This window comes from Enterobacter cloacae complex sp. HYC080_NIDB, assembly GCF_056673325.1.
This window is the reverse complement of the sequence record NZ_CP114212.1, coordinates 2,993,779-3,009,921: the sequence shown is the minus strand read 5'-3', so window position 1 is coordinate 3,009,921 and position 16,143 is coordinate 2,993,779. Positions and strand designations below refer to the sequence as shown.

At 56.1% G+C, this 16,143-nt stretch carries 10 protein-coding genes and 3 pseudogenes; 5 read left to right on the top strand and 8 right to left on the bottom strand.

Going from position 1 to position 16,143, the window contains the following annotated elements; translation table 11 throughout:
• The first annotated feature begins 14 nt into the window (after positions 1-14).
• Positions 15-638 (top strand): helix-turn-helix domain-containing protein, encoded by a 624-nt coding sequence (locus O1723_RS14300; protein ID WP_014883167.1) that lies wholly within the window; start codon positions 15-17, stop codon positions 636-638.
• Here the strand turns inward: O1723_RS14300 and O1723_RS14295 are convergent, their stop codons facing one another.
• Both O1723_RS14295 and O1723_RS14290 read right to left on the bottom strand, forming a co-directional pair.
• Positions 639-1,277, bottom strand: coding sequence for a hypothetical protein (locus O1723_RS14295; protein ID WP_014883168.1), 639 nt, complete (start codon positions 1,275-1,277; stop codon positions 639-641).
• Positions 1,277-2,841, bottom strand: a pseudogene (locus tag O1723_RS14290) (ExeA family protein). The gene O1723_RS14295 and the pseudogene O1723_RS14290 overlap by 1 nt, the downstream one beginning before the upstream one ends.
• Positions 2,842-3,141: 300 nt before the next feature.
• On the opposite strand from O1723_RS14290, the pseudogene gspC reads away from it, so the two are divergent.
• From gspC to O1723_RS14275, 3 genes and pseudogenes are all read left to right on the top strand, one after another.
• A pseudogene (gspC, locus tag O1723_RS14285) lies at positions 3,142-3,872 on the top strand (type II secretion system protein GspC).
• A 13-nt stretch (positions 3,873-3,885) separates the two neighbouring features.
• Positions 3,886-5,178, top strand: a pseudogene (locus O1723_RS14280) (secretin N-terminal domain-containing protein); the annotation flags it as partial.
• Positions 5,117-6,814, top strand: a complete 1,698-nt coding sequence (locus O1723_RS14275; RefSeq protein ID WP_248190801.1) for a glycoside hydrolase family 19 protein — start codon at positions 5,117-5,119, stop codon at positions 6,812-6,814. The pseudogene O1723_RS14280 and the gene O1723_RS14275, both read left to right, overlap by 62 nt.
• Positions 6,815-6,918: 104 nt before the next feature.
• Here the strand turns inward: O1723_RS14275 and O1723_RS14270 are convergent, their stop codons facing one another.
• From O1723_RS14270 to poxB, 4 genes are all read right to left on the bottom strand, one after another.
• Positions 6,919-7,932, bottom strand: coding sequence for an NAD-dependent epimerase/dehydratase family protein (locus tag O1723_RS14270; protein ID WP_023336997.1), 1,014 nt, complete (start codon positions 7,930-7,932; stop codon positions 6,919-6,921).
• 89 nt (positions 7,933-8,021) lie between these two features.
• Positions 8,022-9,461, bottom strand: coding sequence for an SDR family oxidoreductase (locus tag O1723_RS14265; protein WP_023336998.1), 1,440 nt, complete (start codon positions 9,459-9,461; stop codon positions 8,022-8,024).
• Positions 9,462-9,471: 10 nt separating this feature from the next.
• Positions 9,472-10,473 (bottom strand): low-specificity L-threonine aldolase, encoded by a 1,002-nt coding sequence (gene ltaE / locus O1723_RS14260; RefSeq protein WP_479983837.1) that lies wholly within the window; start codon positions 10,471-10,473, stop codon positions 9,472-9,474.
• Positions 10,474-10,511: 38 nt separating this feature from the next.
• Complete coding sequence (gene poxB, locus O1723_RS14255; protein WP_023337000.1) at positions 10,512-12,230, bottom strand: ubiquinone-dependent pyruvate dehydrogenase; 1,719 nt, start codon at positions 12,228-12,230, stop codon at positions 10,512-10,514.
• A gap of 151 nt (positions 12,231-12,381) precedes the next feature.
• Between poxB and O1723_RS14250 the strand changes: the two genes are divergently transcribed.
• Positions 12,382-12,816 (top strand): DoxX family protein, encoded by a 435-nt coding sequence (locus tag O1723_RS14250; RefSeq protein WP_023337001.1) that lies wholly within the window; start codon positions 12,382-12,384, stop codon positions 12,814-12,816.
• Between the two features lie 574 nt (positions 12,817-13,390).
• Here the strand turns inward: O1723_RS14250 and hcr are convergent.
• Positions 13,391-14,359, bottom strand: coding sequence for an NADH oxidoreductase (hcr, locus tag O1723_RS14245; RefSeq protein WP_023337002.1), 969 nt, complete (start codon positions 14,357-14,359; stop codon positions 13,391-13,393).
• A gap of 10 nt (positions 14,360-14,369) precedes the next feature.
• On the bottom strand, positions 14,370-16,022 hold the full coding sequence (gene hcp / locus O1723_RS14240; RefSeq protein ID WP_023337003.1) for a hydroxylamine reductase: 1,653 nt from the start codon (positions 16,020-16,022) through the stop codon (positions 14,370-14,372).
• Between the last annotated feature and the right edge of the window lie 121 nt (positions 16,023-16,143).

Here is a 16,143-nt window from a genome sequence, read left to right as displayed (position 1 = left end):
AATCGGGTATAACAATGTTAAGTATTTACGGTAAAAAGTTACGTCCACAGGACGAAATGAATAGTATTATTTCTGCAACCTCAGGTTTTGAAGAGAAAACCTTAAAGAAATGGCAGAAAATATCCACCTCTGATTCACAATATATTCATATTATCGTCAGCGGCGAAGTTGAATTCCGACGTGAATCCGACGAACTGTGTATGTTCACGGTTACCGGCCAGTGCATTTTCGGTCTCTCTTCGATGTACTACGACGCGACCCATATGTACGGCCTCGTTCGGGCCAATACCGTGGTGCGCTCAATTAAAAAAGAGACCTTCGCACAGCTTATGACGGATAACAATTTGTGGCCTCAACTGACCAAAGTTCTCTCCTGGTATATTTGTATGTTGAGCAAACGTGACGATGTTCTGGTTGCCCGCAGTGCGTATTCAGTCGTACGTGAGTTTTTATACGAGATCAATGACCTGATTGTTCATCAGCAACGCGATATTAACGTTTATGATTATATTCAGGAGTACACCAACCTGGCTCGTAGCACCATCATTAAAATTCTTTCCGATCTGAAAAAAGGTCAATATATTGTTGTGGAAAAGGGAAGACTCCTTAACCTGACAGCCTTGCCTGAAAAATATTAACTACTCCAGCCGGTCTCCTTTCTCACTCAAAGGGGACCGGGCATCCACTTTATGATTCACATCCCTCTGCGAATTATCCTGCGTTTCGTCAACCGGCGGCGCGGGAATTTTGCCTTGCGAATAATCTTGCTCTTGTTCTTTTAACGCCTGCTTAAGTAACTCGCTTATAGAAGCGTCATCACTGCCTGTGCTGGCGGAGGCGGCTTCGTGTGCTTCGGTTCCGGGTAACGTATCCCGGGAAGTATCATGGGGCACGTCACCATCAGGTGCCTGCTGCCAGTCGGCATCACCGCTGTTGATGGGCAGATCCTGCATGGCAGGAACATCCGCCTGCACCGGAGCCGGTTTTGGCTGCGGATGCGGATGGGGATGCGGGAACGGCTTGCTCACATACACATAGTGCATATCTGAAAGCTGCGTTTCCGGTTTCGCGGCGCTTGCTTTGACCGGTTCCGGCGCCGGATGGCGCAGGTTCCAGTAAACATGCGCGTACAGCCCTGCCATGATCATGGCGCACAGAGCCACCATTCCTAAAAAGGCATGGCTAACGATGTTTCTCAGACGGGGGAGGCGGTATGAAAACCAGACCGCCTCGCCGGTGGTGTAACTGCGCTGAGCCGCAAGACAGATGGTAGACATTAGGAATGCTTCTCCTGCGTGTTGGCGTCGGGGGTGGCATGCGTGGTCTGGAGCAGTACGCTCGGCGCGGTATGGGTTTCACGCATCAACTGCATCAACGTATCTTCGCCAGGAATGCCATCCACATGCAGATGCATTTTTTGCTGGAATTCGCGGGTGCGTTTCATCATCTCCGCCGTCCAGGTCTGCGAATGGGTTTCTGGCTGGCCAAGCGCCAGGCTCAACTGCTGGTCAAGCCAGCCCATGTCTTTCGTGTCGCTGGCGGCACTGATAGCGTCTTTACCTTCCGGCGTCAGGCGATGCAACTGGGTAAAGTTGCCGGTCGCATGCTGGTTAAACCAGCGGCGACTTACCTGCCAGGTACGGTTATTCATCAGCAGGTCGAGTGACGTATCTCCGACGCGGGCGACCACGGCATAGTTAAGATGATCGCCGGTTTTCAGCTCGCTCACCCACGGATACCCCTCCTGGGCCAGCGCATCGGGTGAGGCATTCCCCTGTTTACACATCAGGTTCACCTTCGCGGCGTTCTGGCACAGGGCATCATCCGCCGAGGCGTCATACCCCCACATCAGGTAGAGCTGGTGCATGGCATCCGGCTGATTAACCATTTCGTTGTCGATGACCGGCACCACCGGTGCCTCAACTTTTGGCGCCTGCTGTTTCCAGCTGACGGGTACCGGGAGTTGAACCGGAAGTTTTCCGGCGATCGACGACGTTAAATACCAGCCGCAGGCGGCGAACAGCACTGAGGCAAAAAGCCCCACGGTTGCCAGGCGCTTACCGTGTTTTTTCGCCGGGAGGATCTCACCTGCCGCCAGCCGTAAATGACGCGGGCTGACCTGGGCTGCACGTTCGGTCCAGGCAGCCAGCATCGACAGATGCGACAGTTCATTCAGTTTGCTGATATTCCCTTTGGTCAGCGCATGCATTTTACGCACGCGTGCCGGGGATAACGGTGCGCTCTCGCACCCGTGTTCTTCACACTGCGCCTGTACATAGCTGAGATATTCCCGGCAGGTAAGGGGACGCAAAGTGTGGCGGGTATGCACATATTCACGCAGTTCAGATTGCTGCATCAGAACAACGTCCCGATCCGCCGCGCCCGTCAGCACCACCGACAGGCGAAACGCCAGCTCCTGGGCACGGGTGAGTAGCATCGCCAGCACCTCGTGACAGCTCTCTTTCATCGCCTCGCAATGGCTAACGATCAGTACCTTCGCCCGGTTTTTATCCGCCTGCCACTGGTGCAGTACGGCATCCACCGCCTGAATCCGGTTCTTGTTCTCTTTGGTTCCCGGGCTGAGCTTGTACAGCAGGCTACTGGCACTCAGTTTTGGAAACGCATTAATAGCAAGCACGTCGGGGTGGGCAGATTTGAGGGCGTCACTGAACTGCCCCAGCAGAGGGGCATCGTCGGAAAAGAGCCCGATAATTCCCGCCTGTTGGGTTTTCTCCTTCAGCAGGTGAAAACATCCTGATGATAAGGCACCAGAAAATCGCCGTTTGAGCGGACGATCTTCCGAAAGGGCGGATTTTTAAAATTAAAGTGCTTCTGATACATAACGACTTACCGTCTCTGATTGGGAATAGCAACAGGACGAGAAAGTAAAGCAACGCCAGGGTGTGGTCAATTTACACACAGGGTAAAAATATCCACTGGACGATGCCTAACATCTGGATTTTATACGGTCAATAGTTTTCTGTATGAAAGTTAGTGGCAAAGTCAGTGGTCGAATTTACAGCAGCTCATTACTATTTCCTCACATGTTAGCGCAGCACGACGCTGCTTATTTTCGCTTTGCTATAGGCCAGATGAAAAATGAGGTTCTCATTTCTGTCACGGTGGATAACCCCCTGTATTATGTTTGCGCTGTTGCTATTTTGCGGCCAACAAGGGTATCTGACGTTTAAAGATTATAAAAAAGTTACAAATAAGTTGGCTAATTCTGATGTGCAGCCGCTGAAAAACGTCGCGAAGAAAAATCCTTCACGCTTTTCACGGCTGCTGTTCGCCAGGATAACGTCGAGATAGCGGCAAAAGCGCCGCTGGCAGCGGAGATCGAAGGTATCGTGCGCAGTGATGATGCCTGGCTCTCCTTCGCCGTCATTAAAACCCCCGGAGGGGCGAGAAGCTACCGGGAGGGCGAGCCGTTGACCGGTTTTACCGACGCGTTTGTTCAGGAAATTAATAAAGATAATGTGGTGGTTAATTATGAAGGTGCTACGCAGGTACTCGCATTAAATAAGCCGGATTATTTTAAGGGCGGCGTTGACAGCGGCCCGGTGACGAAATCGACGAAGGATGCAGGCGCGGAAAGCGTGCATCTGGATGATTATCTGGTGTTAAAACCTCTGATCGAAAAAGGCCAGCTGGAAGGCTACAACATTAATCCAAGGAACGCCTCCGCCTTCTTCAGTCATTCAGGACTGGAAAAGGGGGATGTGGCGGTAAAAGTAAACTCTGTCGATATGACCGATGAAGCAAAGGCAAAAAATATTATTGCCAACTGGTCGAAAATGAAAGAAGCGGAGGTCGTCGTCAGACGTCACGCTCACCTTGAAAATATTCGGATTAATGTTCTAAACAATTAACAAGTGTACAGCCATGAAGAAATTTCCTTGGGCGTGCGTGGCGCTGACCGCATTGTCGTTATATTCAGGTTCGCTGTTCGCGGCGAACTTTAGCGCGAGCTTTAAAAATACCGATATTCGGGAGTTTATCGATACGGTAGGCCGCAATCTTAATAAAACCATTCTTGTCGATCCGTCCGTTCAGGGCACGGTATCCGTAAGAACCTATAACGTGCTGACGGAAGATGAGTATTACCAGTTCTTCCTGAGCGTGCTGGACCTGTACGGCCTGTCGGTGATCCCGATGGACAACGGCATGGTCAAAGTGGTGCGTTCAAGCGTCGCCCGCACCGCCGGGGCGCCGCTGGCGGACAGCAGCAACCCGGGCAAAGGGGATGAAATCATCACCCGCGTCGTGCGCATGGAAAATGTGCCAGTACGCGAGCTTGCTCCGCTGTTGCGCCAGCTCAACGACGCAACCGGCATCGGTAACGTGGTTCACTTTGAGCCGTCCAACGTACTGCTGTTAACCGGTAAAGCCTCGGTGGTGAACCGCCTGGTGGATCTGGTGCAGCGCGTGGATAAAGACGGTGTTCAGCGCCGTGAAATTGTGCCGCTGCGCTTTGCCTCTGCCAAAGAGCTCTCAGACATGTTGAACAACCTCAACAACGAAGAGCAGAAAGGGCAGAACGCCCCGCAGCTGGCCACGAAAGTGGTTGCGGATGACGAGACCAACAGCCTGGTGATCAGCGGCTCGGAAGCGGCGCGCACCCGCACCCGCTCTCTGATTCATGAGCTGGATCGCGAGCAGAACAACGAAGGGAATACCCGCGTGTTCTATCTCAAATACGCCAGCGCCACCAAGGTGGTGCCGGTGCTGACCGGGATTGGCGAACAGCTGAAAGACAAAGCGGGCGCGCCAAAGGCGAAAACCGCCGCCGCGTCCAGCGATCTGAATATTACCGCCGACGAGTCAACCAACTCTCTGGTGATCACCGCGCAGCCTAACGTGATGAACTCCCTGGAGAAGGTGATCGATAAGCTGGATATTCGCCGTCCGCAGGTGCTGGTGGAAGCCATCATTGCGGAAGTACAGGACGGTAACGGCATGGATCTGGGCGTGCAGTGGACCAGCAAGCACGGCGGCGTCCAGTTCGGATCCACCGGCCTGACAATCGGGCAGGTCAAAAATGGCACGATGAAAGGGTTGTCGTATACCGGTCTGGCGACCGGCTTCTTTAACGGTGATTTTGGTGCGCTGATGACTGCGCTCTCCACCGGGTCCAAGAACGACATTCTTTCTACGCCAAGCGTGGTCACGCTGGACGCTGGACAACGCCCAGGTTGAACTGATTGAACCTGGTCGTGCGGCGAACCCGGAGAACGTGAAACGCGTGGAAGGGATCGTGAAAGCCAGCGACTGGGAATATCTCTTCCCGCTGCGCGCGCAGGCGTACACCTACAGCAACTTCCTGAAAGCGGTTGGTAAATTCCCGGCGCTGTGTAAGACCTACAATGACGGTCGCGACAGTGACGCTATCTGCCGTAAAGAGCTGGCAACCATGTTTGCCCACTTTGCTCAGGAAACGGGCGGTCACGAAAGCTGGCGTCCGGAAGCCGAATGGCGTCAGGCCCTGGTTCACGTGCGTGAGATGGGCTGGAGCGAAGGCCAGAAGGGCGGCTATAACGGCGAATGTAACCCGGACGTCTGGCAGGGTCAGACCTGGCCGTGCGGTAAAGATAAAGACGGCGACTTCCTGAGCTACTTCGGTCGCGGTGCGAAGCAGTTGTCCTACAACTACAACTACGGCCCGTTCTCTGAAGCGATGTACGGTGACGTGCGTACGCTGCTCGACAAACCTGAGCTGGTGGCGGATACCTGGCTGAACCTGGCGAGTGCGATCTTCTTCTTCGCCTATCCGCAGCCGCCTAAACCAAGCATGCTGCAGGTTATCGACGGTACATGGCAGCCGAACGATCACGATAAAGCCAACGGTCTGGTCCCTGGCTTCGGCGTGACCACCCAGATCATCAACGGTGGCGTTGAGTGCGGCGGTCCAACTGAAATTGCACAGTCTGAAAACCGTATCAAGTACTACAAAGAGTTCGCGAACTACCTGAAGGTCCCTGTTCCGGCGAACGAAGTGCTGGGCTGCGCGAACATGAAGCAGTTCGACGAAGGCGGTGCTGGCGCGCTGAAGATTTACTGGGAGCAGGACTGGGGATGGAGCGCGGATACGCCAAGCGGCGAAACCTACTCTTGCCAGCTCGTTGGTTACCAGACGCCGTTCAGCGCGTTCAAAGAGGGTGATTACAGCAAGTGCGTGCAGAAGTTCTTTAACGTGAACATCGTTAACGACGACGGTTCCGTTACGCCGGATGAAACCCCGGTAACGCCAACGCCTACGCCGTCAGAAGACGAAACGCCGGCGCCAGCGCCAGTTCCGGATGAAACCCCGGCTGAACCTGCTGTGGTGAATCACGCGCCGGTGGCGCATATCGCGGGTCCAATCGGCGCCGTTGAGGCGGGTGCACATGTCTCTCTGAGCGCGGAAGGTTCTACCGATGCAGACGGCAACGCGCTGACCTACACCTGGCGTTCCCAGGACGGTCAGACCGTAACCGGTCAGGATAAAGCGGTTGTCACCTTTACTGCTCCAGAGTCTGCAACGGCTCAGCAGATTGAAATCAGCCTGACCGTGAGCGACGGTGAGTTGAGCAGCACGACCTCTTATCTGCTGAACGTGAAAGCCAAAGCAGCACCGTCTCAGGACGAAGGCACGTCTGGCGATTACGCGGCGTGGAGCGCGAACAGCAAGTACAAGGCCGGTGATATCGTGAACAACCACGGTAAACTGTTCCAGTGCAAACCGTTCCCGTACAGCGGCTGGTGTAACAACGCCCCGGCATACTATGAACCGGGCGCTGGTCTGGCATGGTCTGATGCCTGGACAGCTCTGTAAAAGCAAACGGCAACCGAAAGGTTGCCGTTTTAGTTTTTGCACCCTTTCCAGCGGTACGGTGCAGTTGTAGGCCCGGTAAGGCGAAGCCGCCACCAGGCAACAGGCTAGCGGTGCAGTTTGCCGTGATCCCGTAACCACGCCGCCGTGCGCACAATCCCTTCATCCAGCGTCACCACCGGCCGATACCCCAGTTCGTTCTCTGCCCGCGAAATATCCAGCGTGAAATCAAAATTGAGTTTAGAGACGCCGTAATGCGTCAGCGCAGGTTCTTTGGCCGCTTTACTGCCAAATCGCTCCATGCTGCGGGCAATCATGTCAAGCATGGGGTAGGGGACAGAACGGATGCGGCAGTCGATCTGCAGTTCATCAATCAGCCGCTGCACAATGCTGCGTAGCGTACAGGGTTCGCCGTTGGTGATGTTATAGGCGCGGCCAGAGATCAGCTTATCGCAGTCCGACTGGCTGGCCAGCCACATGGCGTGGACGGCGTTTTCGTAATAGGTCATATCCACCAGCGCATCGCCACCGCGCGGCAGCAGCACGCTGCCGTAGTGATGCATCATCTGAGCCAGGCGCGGAATAAACACTTTGTCGTGCGGTCCGAACAGGCTCTGCGGACGCAGTACCGTAAAGCGGGTGTGCGGGTTCGACTGCGCCAGCAGGTCGATCACCTCTTCACTGGCCGCCTTGCTGCGCGCAAATTCACAGGCAAAGCGTGCCGGACGGAAATCTTCCTGCACATCGCGATGGTGGTGATAGTCGAAATAGAGCGACGGGGAGGAGATATGAATAAAGTTACGTACCCCCCAGGCAACGGCCCATTCGCCCAGACGGCGGGTGGCCCGCACGTTGGCGAGATCGAAGGCTTCCTGGGTCCCCCACGGAGAGGTAAAACTGGAGCAGTGCCACAGCGTATCGATTCCGGCGAGCATCACCTTCGCCTGCGAGGAGACCAGCTCCGTCAGGTCGGCATGGACGAACTCTGCGCCCATTTTTTGCAGCAGTTTTCCCATCGCCTCGTTGCGACCGGTAGCCCTGACGCTAATGCCCTTGTTGCGCAGAAATTCGACCGCATTTCGGCCTAAGCCGCTGGTCGCCCCGGTAACCAGTACCTTCATATCAATCCACTGTGTTGAAAAAGAATTTCGTGCGCATTCTTTCGTGAATTACGGCGCTATGCAATGGGAAAGGTGAAAGAAAAAGCGTTTTAATGAGTTATTTTCGTTTTTTGTTCTGCCAGTTGCGCAATTCGTTTCGCCATTCCCCGGAAGATAAAAAGATGGGCGGGGATCATGAACAGCCAGTAAAAAAGGCCCGGCATCCCGTGCGGGTGCCACCAGGCGCGGACGTCCAGTTCCCGGCGATCGCCTTTATCCTTGAGGGTGAAGCAGAGTCGCCCCAGCCCCGGCGCTTTCATACCGAACAACAACGCCAGCTGCTTTTCCGGCTCGACGATGATCACTTTCCAGCTGTCGACCGCGTCGCCCACCTCAAGATACGGGCGCGCCGGGCGACCTTTCGCCAGCCTGTGCCCCACCAGCAGATCCATTGTCCCCCGCGTTTGCCAGAGGAGATTGCCGAAGAAATAACGTTCTTTGCCACCAATTTGGTTCACCACTTCCCACAGCGCCTCAAGGCTGGCAGAGGTTTTTACCGTGCAGCCCGCCTGTTTCGGGTAATAACCGTACTCCGGCCGCCAGCGGGCAAAGGCCTGCGCGTCATAACCCCAGTCGCTGGAGTTCACCAGCTGCTCTTCTTCTTTCAGCGTATTGCGTACCGCGTCGTCAAACCGGATCAGATCCTGAGGGATTAAGGCGCGCAGCTCGCGATCGTCCGCCAGCAGATCGTGTTTCAGCCCCTGAATTAGCGCTTTGGCGGTGGTCGGCGGCACGGAGGTGATCACATTTAAAAACCAGACTGAGATCCAGCGGGTCGGGAAGGGGATGGGGATCAGCCAGCGGCGGCGTCCGCTGACGCGCATGAAATGTTCGAACTGCTGCTGATAGCTCAGCACCTCAGGGCCTGCTGCTTCAAGCACACGGTGTTGCTCCGCCGGGTGATCGAGCAATGCCACCAGATAGTGGAGCAAATTCTCCAGCGCAATCGGCGTGGTGCGCGAGCGGACCCAGCGCGGCGGCGTCAGTACCGGCAGGTTGTAGACCATATCGCGCATCACTTCAAAAGCGGCTGAGCCCGCGCCGACGATGATCCCTGCGCGCAGTTCGGTGACGGGGATATTCGCCCCGCGCAGGGTGTCCGCCGTCAGCTGGCGGGCGCGCAGGTGATCGGACTGCTCGCTCTCAGGCGCCTGAAGCGAGCTTAAAAAAATCACCTGCTTCACCGGCGTTTGCAGCAGGGCATCGCGGACGTTCAACGCCACCTGTCGCTCGTGGGCGATAAAATCGCCGCCTTCGCCCATGCTATGGACCAGGTAGTAAAACGTGTCGACCCCTTCCAGCAGCGCGGGAAGCGCCTTCGGCCAGTTGAGGTCAACGTTGTGGCAGGTGACGCCCGGCAGCGCCAGCTTTTGCAGGCGGTCGGTGTTGCGTGCCGCTGCCAGCACCTGATGTCCCCGCTGGCTTAACGCCGTGGTGAGATGCTGACCGATATACCCGCTGGCGCCCAGCACCAGAATGCGTTGCGGCACGTGAGGCTCCTTAGCGCTGTAAAAACGCCTGCCAGTGTTTCACCACCTCTGCCAGCTGTTCGCGGTTCACGTCGAGGTGCATGACCAGACGCATCACCGGAGAGGCGTTGATCAGCACGCCGCGCGCTTTCATAAATTCACCCAGCGCAGCGGCGTGGTCATCGCCCACGCGAATGAACAGCATGTTGGTGTCGTGGCGCATCACGTCCGCTCCGATCTCGCGCAGCTGTGTGGCCATCCATGCGGCGTTATCATGATCGTCTTTCAGGCGCGCCACGTTATTTTTGAGAGCATACAGACCCGCCGCCGCCAGAATACCCGCCTGGCGCATGCCGCCGCCGGTCATCTTACGCCAGCGGTTGGCGCGCTTGATGTAATCCGCATTGCCGACCAGCAGAGAACCCACCGGCGTACCCAGCCCTTTGGAGAGGCAAATGCTGAACGAGTCGCAATATTGCGTAATCTCTTTCAGCTCGCAGCCGTACGCCACTACGGCGTTAAAAATGCGCGCACCGTCAACGTGCAGGCCGAGCTTGCGCTCGCGGGTGAAGTCCCACGCCGCTTTCAGGTACTCGCGGGGCAGCACTTTACCGTTGTGGGTATTTTCCAGACTGAGCAGTTTTGTGCGGGCGAAATGAATATCGTCGGCTTTGATTTTTGCCGCGACCTTATCGAGCGGGAGTGTACCGTCCGGCGCGGCGTCAATCGGCTGCGGCTGGATGCTGCCGAGCACCGCCGCACCGCCGGCTTCGTAGAGATAGTTATGCGCGCCCTGGCCGACAATATACTCTTCGCCGCGCTCGCAGTGGCTGAGCAGCGCCACGAGGTTCGCCTGCGTGCCGGTCGGCAGGAACAGCGCGGCCTCCTTGCCACTCAGCTCTGCCGCATAGCGCTGTAACGCGTTGACCGTCGGGTCATCGCCGTAGACGTCGTCCCCGACCGGGGCGGCCATCATCTCTTCGAGCATGGCACGGCTCGGGCGGGTAACGGTATCACTACGCAAATCAATCATTTCACATCCCTTTATTTTAAGAGGTCACGTGAAATGTTTTACCTGAGCCAGTTGGTTTTTGCCAGTTCGATCACTTCATCACCGCGGCCGCTGATGATGGCGCGCAGCATATAGAGGCTAAAACCTTTCGCCTGTTCTAGCTTGATTTGCGGTGGAATAGCCAGCTCTTCTTTGGCGACTACCACATCCACCAGCACTGGGCCGTCGATAGAGAAGGCGCGCTGCAGGGCTTCATCCACGTCAGACGCTTTTTCCACGCGAATACCGGTGATGCCGCACGCCTCGGCAATGCGCGCGAAGTTGGTGTCATGCAGTTCGGTACCGTCCGTCAGATAGCCACCGGCCTTCATCTCCATCGCCACAAAGCCCAGTACGCTGTTGTTGAAGACTACGATTTTGAGCGGCAGCTTCATCTGTACCACGGAGAGAAAATCACCCATGAGCATGCTAAACCCGCCGTCGCCGCACATGGCCACCACCTGACGTTCCGGTGCCGTCGCTTTTGCGCCCAGCGCCTGCGGCATGGCGTTGGCCATCGAGCCGTGGTTGAACGAACCCAGCAGGCGTCGTTTGCCGTTCATCTTCAGGTAGCGTGCTGCCCAGACGGTTGGCGTGCCGACGTCGCAGGTAAAAATGGCGTCGTCGTCTGCGAAATGGCTGATCTGCTGTGCCAGGTACTGCGGGTGGATGGCTTTGTCGCTCGGTTTGGCGAGATCGTCCAGTCCCTTACGGGCATCGCGGTAGTCACTGAGGGCTTTATCAAGAAACGCGCGATCCGTTTTCTCCTCGAGAAGCGGCAGCAGGGCGGCCAGGGTGGATTTGATATCGCCCACCAGCGCCATATCTACCTTGCTGTGCGCGCCGATGCTGGCCGGATTGATATCAATCTGAATGATTTTGGCATCCGTCGGGTAAAACGCGCGGTAAGGGAACTGGGTACCGAGTAAAATCAGCGTGTCGGCGTTCATCATGGTGTGGAACCCGCTGGAGAAACCGATCAGCCCGGTCATTCCCACATCGTAGGGGTTGTCGTACTCGACGTGCTCTTTGCCGCGCAGGGCGTGAACAATGGGGGCTTTTAGCTTACCCGCGAATTCAAGTAGCTCCTTGTGCGCGCCCGCGCAGCCGCTACCGCACATCAGGGCAATATTGCTGGAGTAACGCAGCAGCTGCGCCAGCTTTTTCAGCTCTTCTTCCGCAGGCGTCACCACAGGCTGCGGGGCGTGATACCAGTGGGTGCTGGCCCCTTCTGGTGCGGCCTTAAGGGCCACATCACCCGGGATAACGACCACCGACACGCCGCGGTTCAGCACCGCCTTGCGCATGGCGATTGCCAGGACCTGCGGGATCTGCTCCGGGGATGAAACCAGTTCGCAATAGTGGCTGCATTCACGGAACAGCTCCTGCGGATGCGTCTCCTGAAAATAGCCGCTACCGATTTCGGAAGAGGGGATATGGGCGGCAATCGCCAGCACCGGCACGTGGTTACGGTGGCAGTCAAACAGACCGTTGATCAGATGCAGGTTACCTGGCCCGCACGAGCCTGCACACACGGCCAGTTCACCGGTGAGCTGCGCTTCGGCTCCCGCGGCAAATGCGGCGACCTCTTCATGGCGGGTCGGCATCCATTCAATGGTTTTCATTTTGTTAAGGCTGTCGCTCAGTCCGTTCAGGGAATCGCCGGTTACGCCCCAGATACGTTTCACGTCAGCCTGTTCCAGGGTTTTCGCTATATATGCAGCCACGGTTAGTTTCATGGGTGTCCTTCTCCTTTTTGTGATATCGCTTACAAGCTTAGAAGAAAGTCGCTGTATTGCCTGCTCAATACCCCTCAATTAACAGGGTTTCCTTGCGCGATAATTCGGCATAATCTGGTGCTGACTCAGGTGAAAACAGGAATCATTTCAAATGGTTAAATCATTGTTAATTGCTGTTAATGAAAAGCTATCGTGCGTCGATCTTGGCAAACTCTTGTTACGACTTGCCGTCGGTGGGTTGATGCTCTTTCACGGTTTGCACAAGTTATTCGGCGGCGTGGGCTTTATCAGCGGCATGCTGGTGGAAAAAGGGTTGCCGGGGTTTATCGCTTATGGCGTGTTGATTGGCGAAGTGGTGGCACCGATGTTGATTATTGTCGGCCTCTTTACGCGACCGGCCGCGCTGATGCTGGCGTTTACGATGATTGTGGCATGGCTGATGGTAGGAATGGGTGAAACGTTCGCCCTCGATAAGGTTGGGGCATGGGCGATTGAAAGCCTGGTGTACTTCTTTATTGGCTCGCTGGCGGTGGCATTTTTAGGGGCAGGGCGGTTTGCGCTGGGGAAAGCACCGGCGTGGCGTTGAGGTTTGGGCTCTGGTATGAAGGAAAGGGTCTATGGACCCTTTTTTATTGGCTGTTTGTAACTTATTGATTTTATTGTGCTGAAATGTATGTGAAGAAAAAAGGGATCGAGACGATTTTTTAGGTTATTTCTTTATCTGACAAAGTGATAGGTGTAGATTGTTCCAGTTCACTGCCGTACAGGCAGCTTAGAAACACTCGCGAGAATGAGCAAGGCGGCAGTCTATGTTCACTGCCGTACAGGCAGCTTAGAAAGAACCACGGATGGATAAGCTCGCCCGGGCCGGGTTCACTGCCGTACAGGCAGCTTAGAAAGGAATACTTTCAGGATTCGAGCCGGGGATCCTGTTCACTGCCGTACAGGCAGCTTAGAAAGTCTTTTGCCCGCATATGCGCGTTTTTATAATGTTCACTGCCGTACACGCAGCAACCATATGTAGTTCGGCACAAACAATGTGCCGCCTGATTATAAGCCCGGTGGCGCTAGCGCTTACCGAGCCTACGACGATCCAGCCCCTACAAGGTAGGCCGGGTAAACGCAGTGCCACCCGGCAAAAACGGGGGCACCGCGTCAGATTATGCGAGGACCAGATCCCCCTGCGGATGGCATGAGCACGCCAGCACGTAACCTTCGGCAATTTCCGCGTCGGAGAGCGTCATGGTACTGGTGACAGTGTACTCACCTGAAACCACTTTCGTCTTACAGCAACCGCATACGCCCGCACGGCAGGCGGCCACTACCGGTACCTTATTGCTTTCGAGTGCCTCCAGCAAAGTCGTTCCCACGCGGCCAAAGAAGGTCTGCGCAGGCTGTAGCTTAGTAAACTGAATCCCGCTGGTTGCCGCCTCTGCTACCGGCGTGAAGAATTGCTCCTTGAAGAAGCGGGTCACGCCAAGCGCCTTCACTTCTTTCTCGACGATATCCATGTAAGGCGCCGGGCCGCAGGTCATCACGGTACGGTGCGCAATATCCGGCACGCTTTGCAGCAGCTCGCGGCTCAGACGGCCGGGCACAAAACCGTGGACCGCATTGTGTTCTGCCACCAGTGTTACCGGATAATTACGCCACTCCTCGGCAAAAATAACATCTTCCGGAGAGCGAACGCTAAAGATCACCTGCACGTCGGCCTGCGGACGGTTTTTCGCCAGCCAGCGGCGCATGGACATAATCGGCGTGACGCCACAGCCCGCCGCCAGCAGCAGGAATTTATCTTCCGCCTTGTCGTCACAGGTGAAATCGCCCTGGGCGTCTGACAGCCAGATATAGTCTCCGCGCTTCACGTCACGGGTCAGCCACTGCGAGCCAGCACCGTCATCAATACGGCGAATGGTAAGCGTGATGTATTCGCTCACGCCCGGCGTTGAGGAGATCGTGTAGGCACGCAGGGTGTCCGCCGAATGGCGGACACTGACCAGCGCATACTGACCGGCACGGTACGGATAGTAATCGTGGCAAATCAGTGAGAGCGTCCACACATCCGGCGTCTCCTGGTGGATGTGATGAACCTGCATCCGCCACGGACATTGTGAGGTTGGCATGGTCATGAATAACTCCTTACGCGCTCAGCAGCTGCTTCATATCATCTTCAACGTTGGTGACGGAGCGCAGGCCGAATTTTTCGTTCAGCACGGCCAGCAGGTCCGGCGTCAGGAAACCTGGCGCGGTCGGGCCGGTCACGATGTTGGTCACGCCCAGAGAGAGCAGGGTCAGCAGGATGACGATCGCTTTCTGCTCAAACCACGAAAGCACCAGCGACAGCGGCAGGTCGTTCACGCCACAGCCCAGTTTTTCCGCCAGGGTAACCGCCAGAATGATGGACGAGTAAGCATCGTTACACTGGCCCGCATCGATCAGGCGCGGCAGACCTTCGATATTGCCGAAGTCCAGCTTGTTGAAACGGTATTTACCGCACGCCAGGGTCAGGATCAGGCAATCGTCCGGTACGCTGGTGGCGAAATCGGTGAAGTAGTTACGCTCACCGCGCGCGCCGTCGCAGCCGCCGACGAGGAAGATGTGGCGCAGCTTTTCACGGCTGACGAGATCGATCAGCGAATCTGCGGCGCCGAGCAGGGTTTCTCGGCCGAAGCCGACGGTGATCAGATGCGGAATTTCGCTGTACGGGAAGCCCGCCATTTGCTGCGCCTGGGCAATAACCGGACCGAAATTGTCGCCTTCGAGGTGGCTCACGCCCGGCCAGCCGACGATGCTGCGGGTCCAGATGCGGTCGTCATACGCGCCCACGGTAGGGTCGATGATGCAGTTAGAGGTCATCACGATAGGGCCAGGGAAGCGGGCGAACTCCACCTGCTGGTTCTGCCAGCCGCTGCCGTAGTTACCGATCAGATGTTTGAATTTACGCAGCTCCGGGTAGCCGTGCGCAGGCAGCATTTCGCCATGGGTATAAACGTTGACGCCAGTGCCTTCAGTCTGCTTCAGCAGGTTGTAAAGATCTTTCAGGTCATGACCGGAGATCAGGATACATTTACCCTCGGTCGCCTTCACGTTGACCTGCGTTGGCGTCGGGTGGCCGTAGGTGCTGGTTTCACCGGCATCCAGAATGCTCATCACGCGGAAGTTCATCTGGCCGATTTCCATTGAGCACTCAAGCAGGGCGTTCATATCGGCAGGCCAGGTACCCAGCCACGCCATGATTTTGTGGTACTGCGCGTAGATATCGTTGTCGTACTGACCGAGAACGTGCGCGTGCTCCATATACGCCGCTGCGCCTTTCAGACCGTACAGGCACAGCAGGCGCAGGCCGAGAATGTTCTCGCCAATCGCTGCTTTGTCTTTATTCGGGGTAAAGTCTGCCGCCTGACGCTGGAGGTCGCCCAGGTCATCACTCGCCAGCTGGAGTTCTGACATCGGGTTGTCCACGCGAGCGTTAGCATCAGCGTTCAGGCACTGCGCTTTCAGCGCTTCACGCAGGGCGATAGCTTCACGGGCATAGCCGACGATGCGAGGGGAATCAAAGTTAACGTTGGTCAGCGTAGAGAAGAATGCGCGCGGCGCGAAGCTGTCGACGTAGTGGTCGACGATGCCGTATTCGCGGGCTTTGAATGCCCATGCGGAAAGGCCTTGCAGGGCAGCAATCAGCAGGTCCTGCAGGTCTGATGTTTCTGCGGTTTTGCCGCACATACCCTGCGCGTAAGAGCAGCCATTGCCTGCCGGGGTACGGATGGTTTGTTCACATTGCACACAAAACATAATCACACCTGTTAAAGTTATATTTGATATACATGTTTAAGGTTATGCCTGTGCCAGAACGGTGAAAAGCGCTTTCTGCTATAAAATAGAGGGAGATTGATTTAGCGCAATTTTGGCGGCA